14 protein-coding genes are annotated in these 14,688 nt (G+C 67.0%); 5 read left to right on the top strand and 9 right to left on the bottom strand.

From position 1 onward, the window contains the following. The first annotated feature begins 11 nt into the window (after window positions 1–11). On the top strand, window positions 12–1,136 hold the full coding sequence (locus JRZ79_RS18935; RefSeq protein WP_010903082.1) for an acyl-CoA dehydrogenase family protein: 1,125 nt from the start codon (window positions 12–14) through the stop codon (window positions 1,134–1,136). Window positions 1,137–1,145: 9 nt separating this feature from the next. On the opposite strand, the gene cysE is transcribed toward JRZ79_RS18935, so the two are convergent. Next, on the bottom strand, window positions 1,146–1,661 hold the full coding sequence (gene cysE / locus JRZ79_RS18930) for a serine O-acetyltransferase (RefSeq protein WP_205251966.1): 516 nt from the start codon (window positions 1,659–1,661) through the stop codon (window positions 1,146–1,148). A 153-nt stretch (window positions 1,662–1,814) separates the two neighbouring features. Between cysE and JRZ79_RS18925 the strand changes: the two genes are divergently transcribed. Continuing rightward, window positions 1,815–2,333, top strand: a complete 519-nt coding sequence (locus JRZ79_RS18925) for an HAD hydrolase-like protein (RefSeq protein ID WP_012289340.1) — start codon at window positions 1,815–1,817, stop codon at window positions 2,331–2,333. A 3-nt stretch (window positions 2,334–2,336) separates the two neighbouring features. Here JRZ79_RS18925 and JRZ79_RS18920 read toward each other — a convergent pair whose 3' ends face one another. Beyond that, a complete protein-coding gene (locus tag JRZ79_RS18920) occupies window positions 2,337–2,570 on the bottom strand; it encodes a DUF5822 domain-containing protein (RefSeq protein ID WP_012289339.1) in 234 nt (77 codons plus the stop codon). 89 nt (window positions 2,571–2,659) lie between these two features. Between JRZ79_RS18920 and panB the strand changes: the two genes are divergently transcribed. Continuing rightward, entirely contained in the window at window positions 2,660–3,484 is an 825-nt protein-coding gene (gene panB / locus JRZ79_RS18915) for a 3-methyl-2-oxobutanoate hydroxymethyltransferase (protein ID WP_205251965.1), read from the top strand. A 1-nt stretch (window position 3,485) separates the two neighbouring features. Here panB and JRZ79_RS18910 read toward each other — a convergent pair whose 3' ends face one another. The 3 genes from JRZ79_RS18910 to JRZ79_RS18900 form a co-directional block, all read right to left on the bottom strand. Next, entirely contained in the window at window positions 3,486–5,726 is a 2,241-nt protein-coding gene (locus JRZ79_RS18910; protein WP_205251964.1) for an RND family transporter, read from the bottom strand. Window positions 5,727–5,746: 20 nt separating this feature from the next. Continuing rightward, complete coding sequence (locus JRZ79_RS18905) at window positions 5,747–7,309, bottom strand: COG1361 S-layer family protein (protein WP_231546278.1); 1,563 nt, start codon at window positions 7,307–7,309, stop codon at window positions 5,747–5,749. A gap of 364 nt (window positions 7,310–7,673) precedes the next feature. Further along, entirely contained in the window at window positions 7,674–8,471 is a 798-nt protein-coding gene (locus JRZ79_RS18900; RefSeq protein ID WP_205251962.1) for an alpha/beta hydrolase, read from the bottom strand. 141 nt (window positions 8,472–8,612) lie between these two features. On the opposite strand from JRZ79_RS18900, the gene JRZ79_RS18895 reads away from it, so the two are divergent. Beyond that, complete coding sequence (locus tag JRZ79_RS18895; protein ID WP_205250822.1) at window positions 8,613–8,861, top strand: hypothetical protein; 249 nt, start codon at window positions 8,613–8,615, stop codon at window positions 8,859–8,861. Next, the gene (locus tag JRZ79_RS18890; RefSeq protein ID WP_205251961.1) at window positions 8,858–11,137 is read left to right on the top strand and encodes a CDC48 family AAA ATPase; all 2,280 of its coding nucleotides are present in this window, start codon (window positions 8,858–8,860) and stop codon (window positions 11,135–11,137) included. The genes JRZ79_RS18895 and JRZ79_RS18890 overlap by 4 nt, the downstream gene beginning before the upstream one ends. A 93-nt stretch (window positions 11,138–11,230) precedes the next feature. On the opposite strand, the gene JRZ79_RS18885 is transcribed toward JRZ79_RS18890, so the two are convergent. The 4 genes from JRZ79_RS18885 to JRZ79_RS18870 form a co-directional block, all read right to left on the bottom strand. Beyond that, window positions 11,231–12,055, bottom strand: a complete 825-nt coding sequence (locus JRZ79_RS18885; RefSeq protein WP_205251960.1) for a DNA replication complex GINS family protein — start codon at window positions 12,053–12,055, stop codon at window positions 11,231–11,233. Continuing rightward, complete coding sequence (gene priS, locus JRZ79_RS18880; RefSeq protein ID WP_205251959.1) at window positions 12,052–13,227, bottom strand: DNA primase small subunit PriS; 1,176 nt, start codon at window positions 13,225–13,227, stop codon at window positions 12,052–12,054. Before priS ends, JRZ79_RS18885 begins: the two co-directional genes overlap by 4 nt. A 229-nt stretch (window positions 13,228–13,456) precedes the next feature. Next, the gene (locus tag JRZ79_RS18875; RefSeq protein WP_010903070.1) at window positions 13,457–13,726 is read right to left on the bottom strand and encodes a hypothetical protein; all 270 of its coding nucleotides are present in this window, start codon (window positions 13,724–13,726) and stop codon (window positions 13,457–13,459) included. A 51-nt stretch (window positions 13,727–13,777) separates the two neighbouring features. Beyond that, window positions 13,778–14,566 carry a bacteriorhodopsin gene (locus JRZ79_RS18870; RefSeq protein ID WP_010903069.1) on the bottom strand — a complete coding sequence of 263 codons (789 nt, stop codon included), beginning with the start codon at window positions 14,564–14,566 and terminating at the stop codon, window positions 13,778–13,780. Window positions 14,567–14,688: the final 122 nt, after the last annotated feature.

Raw genomic sequence — 14,688 nt, 5'->3', positions numbered from 1 at the left:
CGAGAGGGTGTATGGACTTGTCCGCCGAGCAGCGTCGGATGCGCGAATCCGTCCGCGAGTTCGCCGTCGAGGAGATCCGTCCGGTGGCCGCCGAAGCAGACCGCACACAGTCGTTCCCCGAAGAGGTCTGGGACGACCTCGGGGAGCTCGGCGTCACCGCGATGACGACGCCGGCGTCGTACGGCGGCCTGGACGTGGACTCGCTGACCTACAGCGTCGTCAACGAACAGCTCGCGTACGGCGCGCTGTCCGTCGCAACCGCGCTGTCGGTGCACTGCCTGGCGACCTCCTGCATCGCGGAGTTCGGCGACGACGACCAACAGGAGCGGTGGCTGCCGGAGATGGCCGACGGCCGCCCGGTCGGCGCGTTCGCGCTGTCCGAGCCCGACGCCGGTTCGAACCCCGCACAGATGTCCACCACGGCGCGCCGCGACGGCGACGAGTTCGTGCTCAACGGGAAAAAGCAGTGGATCACGAACGGGAAGCGTTCGGGCGTCGTCATCGTGTTCGCGAAGATCGACGGGGACGACGACAAGATCACGCAGTTCCTCGTGCCCAAGGACGCCGACGGCCTCACGGTCGGCCCCAAGGAGGACAAACTCGGGCTGCGCGCCAGCGACACCACGTCGTTGCTGTTCGACGACTGCCGCATTCCGGCCAGCAACCAGCTCACAGAGGCGGGCCGCGGGCTGTCGGCCGCACTCCACATCCTCACGGGCGGCCGGATCGGGATCGCCTCCCAGGCCGTGGGCCTGAGCCAGGCCGCCCTCGACGCGGCGCTCGCGTACGCCGACGACCGCGAGCAGTTCGACCAGCCGATCTCCGAGATCCAGACCATCCGGCACAAGCTCGCGGACATGGAAACCCAAGTGCAGGCCGCCCGCCTGCTCTCCCGGGACGCCGCACGGATGGCCGACGCCGGCGAGGACCACCAGACCGCGGCCGCGAAGGCGAAGTATTTCGCCAGCGAGGCGGCCGTCGACGTGACCAACGAGGCGGTCCAGATCCACGGCGGCTACGGCTACACCAAGGACTTCGACGTGGAGCGGTTCTACCGCGACTCGAAGATCACGACCATCTACGAGGGGACCTCCGAGATCCAGAAGGAAGTCATCGCGCGCGGCCTGATCGACTGACCGCCGCGGCTACGCGTCGTTGACCCGCTGTGCGGGCACGCCGGTCACCGTTGCGCCGGCCGCCACGTCGTCGGTGACGACCGACGCCGCGCCGACGCTGGCGTTCGCGCCGATTTCGATGTCACCGAGCAGCGTCGCGTTCGCGCCCAGCGTCACGCCGGCGCGCACCGTGGGGTGTCGGTCGACCGGCCGGGAGTCGTTGCCCCCCAGCGTGACGCCGTGGTACATGTGCACGTCGTCGCCGACGACTGCCGTTTCGCCGATGACGACGCCGTGGCCGTGATCGATGGTGACCCGGCGGCCGATGTCGGCGTCGGGGTGGATCTCGATGCCAGTGAGCAGCCGCACCCAGTACGCGACCAGGCGGCCGGCGGTCGGCCACCGGTCGTACAGCGGGCCGGCGAGGAAGACGTGCGCCCAGACGGCGTGCAGGCCGGGATACGTGAGCGCGACGTCGAGGCGACTCCCGGCTGCGGGGTCCCGTCGCCGCATCGCACGGACGTCCTCACGGATGCGTGCGTACATTCGATGTGTCGAACGGCCACGGCGGGCGGTTGCGTGTGATGCTGGTGTCGTGCATGCGGTATCCTCGGGCAGCCCCGGGGAAAAGTCCCCCGAGGTGGCGTGCCCGCTTCGACCACCGAAGCCACTAACCGCGGCGGGGGCGAACCGTGTGCCGTGACAGGCGGCTACGAGGCGGTTGTCTACGACCTCGACGGCACGCTCGTGCGCTTGAACGTCGACTGGGCGGCGGTCAAAACCGAGGTGTCCCGCGTGCTCCGTGAGGCCGGCCGGGAGACCACGGACGCCGACATGTGGTCGGTGTTGGCGACCGCCGATGACGCCGGCGTCAGAACGGCGGTCGACGACATCATCACCGAGCACGAACTCGCGGGCGCGGACACGGCCGCCCGGCTTCCCGCGGCCGACGACATCCCCCGCGACGTCCCCGTCGGTGTGTGCTCGCTGAACGCCGAGGCGGCCTGCCGGCGCGCCTTAGCCGCCCACGAGCTCGCGGACGCGGTCGCGGTCGTCGCGGGCCGGGACACGACACCCGCGATGAAGCCCGACCCGCGGGCGCTCGAATGGGTCACAACCGAACTCGGTGTGGCCCCCGCTGACACGCTGTTCGTCGGGGATTCGGCGTCCGACGAGACGACCGCCGAGCGCGCCGGCGCTGACTTCCAGTGGGTGTAGCGGTCACGCAGCGTGGCGGCGCGCGTACGCGAAGACGGTGACCGCGGTCAGAAACCAGATGATCGCGCCGATGCGCACGGCAAACGACACGCGGGAGGCCCACGTGGGGAGTGAGTAGCCCGTCGAGAGCGCAGTCACGATGGGGGCCCCGACGACGATGGTGACGACGAACGTGGTCTGCATCACCCACGCGTAGTCGACGCCGTCCGGGTCGGTACGTGCTTCCAGTTCCGGCACACCGGTCTAGATGGTCGCGGTGTGCTTAACTCTCCCGTCACGGTGCCGCGTCGCATACGTTTAACACCGCGACCCACCGACATCGTCGTATGCCAACGGTGAATTCAGTGCGGCGTGCGGGCAGCACCGACGAGGAAACCGACCCGGTGACGATGCTGACCGCGTACGACGCCCCCACGGCGTCGGTGGTCGACGACGCCGGCGTCGACATGATCCTGGTCGGGGACAGCGTCGGGAACGCGAAGCTCGGATACGACACGACGCTGCCCGTCTCCGTCGACGAGATCGCGTCGGCGACCGGCGCGGTCGCACGCGCCACCGCGGACGCGGTCGTCGTCGCGGACATGCCGTTTCTGAGCTTCGGCGCCGACGAGACCGAGAGCGTGCGAAACGCCGGCCGCATGCTCAAAGAGGAGGACGCCGACGCGGTGAAACTCGAATCCGGGCCGCACACGGTGTCGCTGACCGAGACGCTCACGTCGCTGGGGATTCCCGTGATGGCGCACCTCGGGTTGACCCCCCAGCACGTCAACCAGCTCGGGGGGTATTTCCGGCAGGGCACCGACCAGGACAGCGCCGAGCGCATGCTGGATCTGGCGCGCGACCACGAGGCCGCCGGCGCGTTCGCGCTCGTGCTCGAACACGTGCCGGCGAACGTCGCCGCCGACATCACCGACGCCATCGACATCCCGACCATCGGTATCGGCGCGGGGCCGGACACCGACGGCCAGGTGCTCGTGATCTCGGACGTGATCGGGATGTCAGAACGCAGCCCGCCGTTCTCCAAGCAGTTCGGGGACGTGAACCGAGAAATGGCGGCCGCGGTCGACGACTACGTCGACGCGGTCGAATCCGGGTCGTTCCCGGCGGCCGAGCACAGCCACGTCGCCGACGACGTCGACGACGTGTACTGAGCTAGTCGGCGGCGCGGAACGCCGCGACCCGCTCGGCCAGCCCATCGAGCACCACCAGCGTCGGGGGCAGCGTCGCCAGTGACGCGATCAGCGTGAGGAAGATCACGCCGACGGTCAGGAACCCGAAGCTGCTGAGCACCGGGAACGGTGACAGGATCAGCGCCGAGAACCCGAACACCGTCGTCATCCCGGAGACGGTGATGGCTTTCCCGACGCGGCTGGCCGCGATCTCCACGGCGTCGAGGCGACCGTACCCGTTGTGCTGTTTCTCCTCGTAGTAGCGCTCCATGACGATGATCGTGTATTCGGCGCCGATGCCGACGGTCATCGCACCCAGGCTGGCACCCAGCGGCGACACGGGGATGTCCAGCGCGAGCATGTAGATGTTCTGCCAGCCGATGACGAACACCATCGGCACCAGTGGTGCCACCGCCTTCACGAGGTCCCGGTAGTACAACCCGAGGAGCGCGAACACGAACAGGATGCCCAGGCCGGTCGTGGCGTTCCGCGAGTTGATCTGGTCGATGATCGACGGCACCGCGATCGACGACGTGCCGGTGACCTCAGCAGTAACTCCCGGCGGCGGGTTGCTGTAATCCAGTGACTCCTGTGAGTTCTCCAGGAACGACAACACCTGTCCGGTGGTCATGTCCTGTGGGGACGCCACGGTGATGTGTGCGCGCCCGTCGTTGTAATACCGCTGGCGCTGCTCGGTCGGCATCTGCGCGAGGACGCGCTCGACGCCACTGGTCGTGCGCGGGATCTCACCGCCGTTGTACTGTTTCACAGCCCCAGCGGGCGTGTCCACGCCTTCGACTAGTGGGGCTTGTGTGGCAACGTCGTTGAGGCCGTCCATCCAGCGCAACGTCTCAGGGTGTTTGAGGTGGGTGCCGGTGACGAGCACGTCGTAGCTGGTGCTCGTTCCGCCACCGGTCTGAGAGCGGAACTGCTGGAGGTCGACGTACGCGGGCAAGTCCTGGGGGATGAACTCTTCGGTGTCCGCGAGCGTCCCCAGCGAACTGGCGACCTGGAAGCCGACGCCCGACAGGACGAGCGCGATCGCAAGCACCGTCATCGGGTGGCTTGCGAGGATCCGAGACGTTCGGCCGAGCGTCGACCCGACGAGGCCGATGCGTGAGTCGTCGTCGACCTCAGCGTGCGCGGCCTCGGGGTCCCCGCCGTCGGCCGCCGCCGGACTGTCGTCGCCCCAGCGCCGGATGTAGATCGTCAGCCCGGCGAGCAACACCAGGATGCCGGCGGCGTACGTGAGCAACACGCCGAGGATGGACGTCTGTGCGAACCAGATGATCGCCGGCGAGGACGTCGACACCCAGGTCGCACCGAACCCGAGGGCTGCCGCGAGCATCGCGATGAGGACCGGCGGCCCAACCCCGCCGAGGGCGTTCGGGAGCGCCTCGCGGGGCGGATGCGTCTCTAGTTCCTCTTCGTACCGCTCGTGGAACTGCACGGAGTAGTCGATCCCCAGCCCGATCAGGATGGGGAACACCGCGCTCGTCATCGTGGAGTTCGGGATCCCGCCGTAGCCGATCGCGCCGAACGTGTAGATGACGCCCACGAAGACGGCGACGATGGGCAGCAGGCGGAGTCGAACCCCGCGGAACAGGAAGAACAACGCGATCACCATCAGGCCGACTGCCAGCCCCAGCAGCTTCTGCGTGCTCTGCTGGATGACCGTCGAGAGCTGCGCGGAGAACGCCGCGTCACCCGTGACGGTGGCGGTCACGCTGGCGGGGAACCGCGCCCAGTCGCTGGTGCTCACAGCCTCGGTGTAGATCGGGCGTTGCTGTTGTTGTGTGAGGTCGGTGTCGGTGGCGATCTGGATCGTGGTGTAATCGGGGGACCCGATCACGGACTCGATTTTCGACTTCGAGTCCGGGATGCGGCCGTACGCAGCCCGCACCTGGTCGGCGGGGCTGCGCACTGCATACACGTCCTGTGTCTGTGACATCCGCCTGTCGTAGCGGTCGATCGCCTCGATCGCCGACGGCTCCGTGATGTCACCCCGAATGAGCACCGCGATGTTCCCGTGGTCGAACGAATCGGAGAACGCTTCGTAGGTGGGGTTGCTCCCGACGAACGCGTCGTCTCCGGTGACGCTCGTGATCTGTGCGGCGCCGCCGATCGCAACCAGGATGAGCAGTCCTGCGATGAGCAGTGTTGCGACTGGCCGCGCTTGGACGCGATCACCAATCGAAGCGAACGCACTACGTAGTTTGGGCATGGATTAGTTCCAGGCTGCGCTCACCGGCGCTGGTAGAGGACGTAGCCCACGCCAGCCACGACCACAACGAGTCCGATGATGACTGGCAGCGGCACTGGGAGCCCGCCGGACTGGGGCGACACCGGCACCCCGACCGTGAGGCCGTCCGTGTATTTCGTGTCACCGTCCGGTTCGTCGTAGCGCACTTCCACCGATGCGTCGTACTCTTTGGTGATCGCCGCGCTGTCGGCGCTGGCGGTGAACGTCGCTGTGGTGGTTTCGCCGGGCTGCAGTTCGCCGAGGTACGCGCCGTCGTCGGACGTCGACAGCGGATCACTCACGAACAGCTTGGCGTTCGCGGCGGACACCGGCTCGTCGCCCTGGTACCGTAGGGAGACCGCGACCGTGTCGCTACCGCCGGGGGAGACCGACGTACTCACGTTGACGACCTCGAAGGGGTCTCGCTCGGCGCCGATTTCGAGGGGTTGGCGCAGCGGACTGGAGATCGTCCGCACGTCACCGTTGTCGTTCTCGTATTCGACGTTGAACGGGAAGGAGTTGCTGCCGGGCTCAGCGGAGCCTGGGATCGCGACGGTGAACGACACGGGCTTGGACTCGCCGGGCGCGAGGTCACCCACCGCGGACTCCCCGTTGGTCGGCTCGATGCCCGGGATCGATCCCAGGCGGACGGCGACGTTGTTCGCGGATCCCGAGCCGGTGTTCACGACTTCGCCGTGGATCTCGGCGTCGGACTCGTCGACCCGGAACTTCTCCGTGTCGACGTTCCGGAGTTCGAACGTGCGTTCGGGCTGGACGGACACGCCGGCAGTCAGCGAGTCGGATTTCCGCGTCACGCCGTTGCTGTTGGTGTAGGCGACGACGGCGTTGATCGGGTAGTCGCCGGCATCGGCGTTGGATTCCGCGCCGACTTTCGCGGAGATGTTCGCTGTTTCGCCGGGGTCAAGCGCCGGAATGTACACGCTCGTCTTGGGCTGGGGGCTGGTCATTTGCCCGAAGTACAGCGTCGGGGACTGGCTGCTGAGCTGCACCGAGGCGTCGGTCGCCGTCTCGGTGCCCGTGTTCTTGACGTCGAGCGAGAGTTGCCCGGTGTCGCCGCCGTAGATCTCGTTTTCGCCCTGCGAGACGATCGAGAACTGTGGTTTGTCCTCGATGGTGATGTCGACGTACTGGGTGGATTCCTCCTCGGTTTTCGTGCGGGAGGCTTCCTGGAATCGGCCGTAGGAAACCGATCGCGTGTGTTCGTAGGCGATGTCGATCGGGATGCGGTACGTCCCGGGCTCGACGTCCCCGACTTCGAGTTGGAACTTGACGTCGGTGCCCTGTCCGCTGGGGAGGCTACTGATCGTGTACGTCCCGCTTTTCGGGGTGATGTTGGCGTCCAGTTTCTCCGTCGCGATGTCGAGTTTGAGGGCCTCTGCCGTTTGGACCTCGCGCTCGTATTGGTCCTGTCCGCCCTGGATCAGCGTCCCGGAGTTCGACACCGTGACGGTGAACGCGTGTGCTGATTCAGCGCCGACGGGACCGTCAGGCGAGGAAAGCGAGATGTCGGGCTTCCCCGTGACGGTGTTGTCGGCCGCGCTCACGGACAACGGAACTGCCGAGAGCGTGATGAGAACCACAACGGCCAGAACAGTTATACGCGATGCGTGTTTGCTTACTGATTGGGAGTCAAACATGTCTTCGTGAAGTACGTTTTCGGTTGGAATTCATCTCAGTGCGTTGTTTGTGACATCGGAAAGAGCCGTGCGTGAGTCGGTGAGGGTCCGATCTACTGTGTCGGTCGTGTCGTCGTGCCCTGGTGCCGAACCGCTTGGCCTCTATGCCTACCGAACGGTCGGGAGGAAATGAATGTTCCCATCTAGGCAACCACCGCGGAGACGTGTGTCATCGGGAACGTATACTGCCTGTAGCTTGGTAAGTGACTCGCCGCACACGGCAGTGCCACCGCTATCGGCGGCCCACTAGCGCGGGGTCACTGAGAAACGCATCGAGGGCGTCGTTGAACTGGTCGGGTGTTTCGAGCATCGAGAGGTGTGCGGCATCCGGGAGCGTCGTCCACCCCCCTGTCTGCACGTGTTCCGCGAGGAACTCGTGGGCCGAGGGCGGTGTGAGGTGGTCGTGATCACCGGTGAGCGCGAACACCGGGCTGTCGATCTCCGAGAGTCGCGTCCGGACATCGAAGGTGTGACACGACCGGAAGTCGCGGTTGACGACGGCGCGCCCGCAGTCCCGCATTGCGTCCTTCGAGAGGGCGAGCGTGCGGTCGTCGGGGTCGTGGAACAGCCGGCCGCTGTCGTGGAGGAACGCCAGTGCCCGCTCGAACCCGGGGCCATCGCCGGCGAGCCAGGCGCGAAGCGAGTCGGCGACCGCGAGCGTTGCGCCACATCCGGCAAGCACCACGGCGGCCGGCTCAACGCCTCCGTCGAGGACTGCAGTGAGCACGACCGCACCACCGAGGCTGTTCCCCACCAGGACGGACGCACCGACATCGGCGGCGACGGCGCGCACGTCCGCCGCGTACGCGTCAAGCGTCTCCGGGCCAGGGTCGGTTTCGATGTCGTCGCTGTCGCCGTGCCCCGGTAGGTCCAGGGCGGCGACCCGATACGTGTCCGCGAGGCGCGCCAGCTGTGCTTTCCAGACGGCGTGGGTGCCGCCGCTGCCGTGGACGAACAACACGGTGGGTGCGTCTGCGGACCCACGGACGCGGTAGGCTGTCGACCGTCCGTGGTGGGCAAGCGTCTCCATGGTTGCGGCGAGAGCAACCAAGGGCATAAGACCTACGACGGTGTGAACCGCAATTCTACTTGTCGTCGGGAAACCCCATCACGTCCCCCACAACTGGACGAAGGGTTTAAGTGTGCTGAACGATTACCTTACGTTAGTAATATGACTTCGAAACCCCATCTCACCGAATCGGATCCGTTGGTTCGACGCTACGACTACGGCGATGCGGTGATCGTCGCCGCCGACCTCGGAGTCGACGACGACCGCGTTGCTGTCGACGTCGTCCAGGACACCGCGATCGTCACCCGCGACGATTCGCCGACCGACCAGTACGAACTCCCCGTTCCGGACGGTGACTCAACGCGGGCCTTCATCAACAACGGCGTCGTAACAGTCGAGGTGTCACGATGAAACTCACGGTCAAACCACTCAAACAGAAGGACGCAGGTCGCGGTCTCGCCGCCGTCGACCGCGACTCCATGGACGAGCTGGCGCTCGAAAACGGCGACTACGTGGTTATCGACGGACAGGGCGACCACGGGCGCGCGGTCGCCCGCGTCTGGCCGGGCTACCCCGAAGACGACGGCGACGGCGTCGTCCGCATCGACGGACGGCTGCGCAAGGAGGCCGACGTCGGGATCGACGATCAAGTCACCGTCGAACCCGCGGACATCAAGCCCGCCGGCGGCGTCACCGTTGCCCTCCCGCAGAACCTTCGCGTGCGCGGCAACATCGCGCCGATGGTTCGTGACCGGCTCAACGGCCGCCCGGTCACCGCGGGGCAAACCATCCCCATCTCGTTCGGGTTCGGCGGCATGAGCACCATCTCCGGCCAACAGATCCCGGTCAAGATCGCCGAAACCGAGCCCAGCGGCACGGTCGTCGTCAGCAACGACACCGAAATCCAGCTCTCCGAGCGCCCCGCCGAAGAGATCGCGCCGGGGGCCGGTGAGGCAGCCGAGACCGGCGACCCCACGCCGAACGTCACCTACGAGGACATCGGCGGCCTCGACGGCGAACTCGAACAGGTGCGGGAGATGATCGAGTTGCCGATGCGTCACCCCGAGCTCTTCCAGCAACTCGGCATCGACCCGCCGAAAGGCGTGCTCCTCCACGGCCCACCCGGCACTGGCAAAACGCTCATCGCGAAAGCCGTCGCCAACGAGATCGACGCGCACTTCGAGACGATCTCCGGCCCGGAGATCATGAGCAAATACTACGGCGAAAGCGAGGAGAAGCTCCGCGAGGTCTTCGACGAGGCCGAGGAGAACGCCCCCGCGATCGTCTTCGTCGACGAGCTCGACTCCATCGCGCCCAAGCGAGGCGAAACCCAGGGCGACGTCGAGCGCCGCGTGGTCGCCCAGCTGTTGAGCCTCATGGACGGCCTGGAGGACCGCGGCGACGTCACGGTCATCGCGGCGACCAACCGCGTCGACGCCATCGACCCCGCGCTCCGCCGGGGCGGGCGTTTCGACCGCGAGATCGAGATCGGCGTCCCCGACCAAGACGGCCGCAAGGAGATCCTGCAGGTGCACACGCGTGGCATGCCGCTGGTCGAGGACATCGACCTCGACGACTACGCCGAGAGCACCCACGGCTTCGTCGGCGCGGACATCGAGAGCCTCGCCAAGGAGGCCGCGATGAACGCACTGCGCCGGGTGCGCCCGGACATCGACCTGGAATCCGACGAGATCGACGCCGAACTCCTGGAATCCATCTCGATCACGGAAGCCGACTTCAAGCGCGCGCTGAACGGCATCGAGCCGTCCGCGCTCCGGGAGGTGTTCGTGGAGGTGCCGGACACCACGTGGGCGGACGTCGGCGGCCTCACGGACACCAAAGAACGCCTGCGGGAGACCATCCAGTGGCCCCTGGACTACCCGGACGTGTTCTCCGAGATGGATCTCCAGTCCGCCAAAGGCGTGTTGCTGTACGGCCCGCCGGGCACCGGCAAGACGCTGTTGGCGAAAGCCGTCGCCAACGAGGCGAACTCGAATTTCATCTCCGTGAAAGGCCCGGAGCTGCTGAACAAGTACGTCGGCGAGTCCGAGAAGGGCGTCCGTGAGGTGTTCGAGAAGGCGCGGTCGAACGCCCCGACAGTGGTGTTCTTCGACGAGATCGACGCCATCGCGGGCCAGCGCGGGCGCGCGACCAGCGACTCGGGCGTGGGTGAGCGCGTCGTCTCCCAGCTGCTCACCGAACTGGACGGCATCGAGGCCCTCGAAGACGTGGTCGTGGTTGCGACCTCGAACCGGCCGGACCTCATCGACGACGCGCTGCTGCGGCCGGGTCGCCTCGACCGCCACATCCACGTGCCGGTGCCCGACGCCGACGCGCGCCGCGCGATCCTCGACGTGCACACGCGCGACAAACCCCTCGCGGACGACGTCGATCTCGACGCCGTGGCCCAGCGGATGGACGGGTTCGTCGGCGCGGACGTGGAGGCGCTCGTCCGGGAGGCCACGATGAACGCCACCCGCGAGTTCATCAACTCCGTCGACCCCGCCGACGCCAGCGACTCCGTGGGGAACGTCCGCGTAACGATGGCGCACTTCGAGGCCGCGCTCGGGGAGGTCACGGCCAGCGTCGACGCGGACGTCAAGGAGAACTACGAGGAGATCGAACAGCGGTTCAACACCGCGGACACGCCGACCGACGACGAACCCGCGTCCGGAGCGTTCCGCTGACCGACGCGCCGCCCCGGAACGACGCCTGGCTGTGTCGAACGCACGCTGCGCTCGTCCCGTAGCGACCGACAGCAGGCCGTCGCCCGCCCGGCTTCAGTCCAGCTTCTCGGCGGCGTCTTTCTCGATGAGCGGGTCGGCGTTCGCCTCCGGGAGCGTGACCACGTCGCCGGCTTCGAGGTCGTAGGGTCGCTCGTCGACGCCGAGGATCTCACCGACGGTGTCGGTCACTCGGACACGAACCCGGGCGGTCGCCGCGTCGCCGCTGTCGGGCACGCCGGCGTCGTCTGCGGGTTCGCTTTGCACGCCGCCATCGGTGGTCGTGTCAACCCGGTCTGCCCCACCGTCCCCCGGGGGCTCCGGAGCCGGTGGCGAGTCGAGGGTCCCGCCGTCGTCACCGCCCATTGCGGCAGCCACCGAGGAGCCGCCCGCCGGCGGGCCAGCGTCCCCGGGGGACGCGTCATCGTTATCGCTGTCTGGGGCCGGGGAGCCAGGATCGGCCGGGTCGTCGTCATCGGGACGCGCACTGGCCGCGTCGCCCGCGATCACGTCGAGCACGTGCGCCTTGTTGTCCTCGATGCGGGCAACCAGGTCACCGTACAGGTCGCGCTCCTCGGCGGTGAGCCCGCCCTGGTCGTCGGGCATCCCAGCGGCCGCGAGGCTGGCCTGCTTGACGAGCTTCCCCATGCGGCGCTCGTAGATGGCCTCCGTGACCTGCTCGGCGGTCTCGATTTTGTCCGTGAGCTCCTGGACCTCCGGATCGCCGAACGGATCGGTGGCCGCGGCCGCGGCGTCGTCGCGGCGGTCTTTCAGTGACTCGATGAACGCCGCGACGTCCGCGTAAAACGACTCCTGGAGATCCTGCAGGCCGTCGGTCGCGCGCTCCTGTGTTTGTGCCGCCCGTAAGTCGTCTAAGTTCATTCTGTGGCCTTCTCGGCGGTACCGCGGGCCATCATGAAGACGCCCGCGTACTCTGGAACTGTGCTCACGCCCGGCCCGACTGTAAGGCTTTCCCCACGCAGCTCGACGGTGTGCTCTGTGGGTAGCTCGACGGCGATGTCGTGGCCGACGAACGTCTCCGGAACGGCGTCGACGAGCGGATCGAAGTCATCGAGTGCGGCACGGTCGAGGCGCTGCACCTCCAGCCCGCTGCCGCCGTGCAGCGATCCGGGCAGCCGGATCAAGCGGTTCGTGTCGGTGGTCACCGGCTCGTCGATGGGTGCCTGCTCGGCCGCGACGGTCTCGTCGATGTAGCGCCGCGCGACCGTCAGGAACGCCGGGTGCACGTCGACGTTTCCACGCTTCACCGCCGTGGTGTTGTCCGCGACCACGTTGTAGATGGCCCGCGCCGATCTCTCTCCGACGCCATCGAACTCCGTGAGCGTCGCCACGGCGTCGTCCTCGCCGCGCTCGATGAGGTCGTCGGCGAACGCTTCGAGGCGGGTGGTGACCCGACGGCCCCAGCCGCCGTCGGCCGGCAGCATCCGCTTCTCGGTGGGGTTCTCTAGCCCGCGGCCGCCGACGGGTTCAGCCTCGACCAGCGTCTCCAACGCCAGGTCGTTGCCGCGCACGTAATCGACGATCTCCCGGCGCTCCTCGCTGCCGAGCTCGTAGACGCCCGCATCGCGGACGTGCACGTGGTATCCGCGGCCGCCGGAGAACGTCACGGTCAGCTCCTCGAACCCGAAATCGCGCTCGAGGAAATCGAGCAGCCGCAGCAGTGCGTCCTTGCACTTCGACAGCATCTCCGCGTAGGAATCCTCCCCGAGGGTGACACGCGGCAGGTGGTCGGCGTCGAGATCGAACACCAGATCCGAGCCCTGCCAGTGTTTTTCGTCCATCGTCGCCGCCCCCGGAGCGTCGTAGGTGCCCGCCGAGAAATAGACGTGCCGGGGGCATTTCCGTTCGAGGAACGACGCCATCGACCCCAGATCCAGCGTGGATTTGTGCCGAACCATCGTCGTGTCGGGGCCGGCAGTCCACGGGATATACCCCCACTCGCGGTCGTCGGCGCGCGGGGGGAGGTCGATCTCCGCACGGCGGTACACGTCGCCGAACCGCCCCCGGAGATACGCACGGGTCCGTTCCTCCATGTCGGGACGGCAGTACGCCGACCGCGGGTAAATCAGTGTCGTCTCACCGGGACCGACAGCGCGTCTCGGCCGGACGAACCGACTCGGCGCCCGGTGCATGCCGGCAATCGTGGGGTGACCGTTCGATGCGCATCGCCCCGCCGATGTCCCGGACTCCGGGCCGGCGGTAGCGGTACAGAACGGCCGTCGCCTCGCCACAGCGGGAGTGATGGCTCGCCAGCGGGCCCTGCTAGTCGTCGGGCGTGGTGTAGAGGTGGTAGCCCGCGAGGGCCGCCACGATGGCCGAGACGAACTCGGAGACACCAACAACGGTGAACGCTTCCCAAAACGTCATGCCGAACGACCGCAGGAACGGCACGGCGAACAGACCCGCCGCACCGACGAGAGCCGCACCAGCGAGCGCGACGACAGCCAGCCTGTTGAGCGACGCTGGAAAGTCGCCGTCGGCGTCGCCGTCGTCGCGCGATCGTGCGAGTACAAGACCGAGTGGGGGACTCATCGTGTGTCGTTGAAAAGCCGCGCCGGTTGTGGGGCTGTCCTGCGTGTGCGATCAGTCGCTGGTCGCGGCCGCGCCGTCGCCGGCGGACGGCTCCGGCGCTTCGGCTTCGCCGAAGATCGCACGACTGCGCAGGAGGATGAGCCCGAAGCCGACCTTCGCGCTCACGTCAAGCACCATGAACAGCAGCGTCTCGATGTTCAGCGGCACGATTCCCGCACCTTCGCTGCCGATCAGCCACACGACGGGATACGCGGACCACAACACAACGGTAACGTTACGCAGTACTTTGAACGTGGATGCGACCTCGGGGCGCATGCTTTCGGCCTTCGAGGTGAACCCGAAGAACAGCACGTACAGGATGTACAGCATCGCTGCGGTGCTGATCGCCCACCACACGAAGCGGTACGAGTAGACCTTCGTCAGTGCGCCGACCAGGCCGGTCCCGATCATGATGCCGTCGGCACCGACGAGCGCAAGGATCGTTCCCTGATCCGCGTCAACGAGCAACGCGAGGTCTAACAACAACAGCGGCGTGGTGAACAGCCAGTCAGCGTACCGCGCCCAGTAGATGGGGTTTTGCTCCCCACCGAACGGTACCATTGTGAGGCCATACCCCAGCAGCATCGAGAGGTACATCGTGAACGCGATGGCTGGGACGAGCGTCGTGATGGCGTAGAATTTCTTTGCATCTGGGTCCGAGACGCCCATCCCTTTCACGAGGAAATAGAGCGTCCCGAGTCCCATTAGCGCCGTACCGAGCGCTAGCCAGATCCACTCCGGACGTCCGGTGATCTGGGCCTGCGATACCCCCTCCACTGCTGTTGGCAATAACTCCAACATGCAACAGTACCTAACGAGGATATGTGTGTAACTCTACGACCCAATCAGTATGGTACGCTCGTGACGGAATTTAGACCGATGAACCGTCAGACACGGAGCCGACACGCGGATTCCGAACCATA

It is taken from the genome of Halobacterium sp. BOL4-2 (genome assembly GCF_016917835.2).
Classification (GTDB): domain Archaea; phylum Halobacteriota; class Halobacteria; order Halobacteriales; family Halobacteriaceae; genus Halobacterium; species Halobacterium salinarum.
The sequence above is the reverse complement of the archived record's forward strand: the minus strand, read 5'-3'. Positions and strand labels throughout refer to the sequence as shown.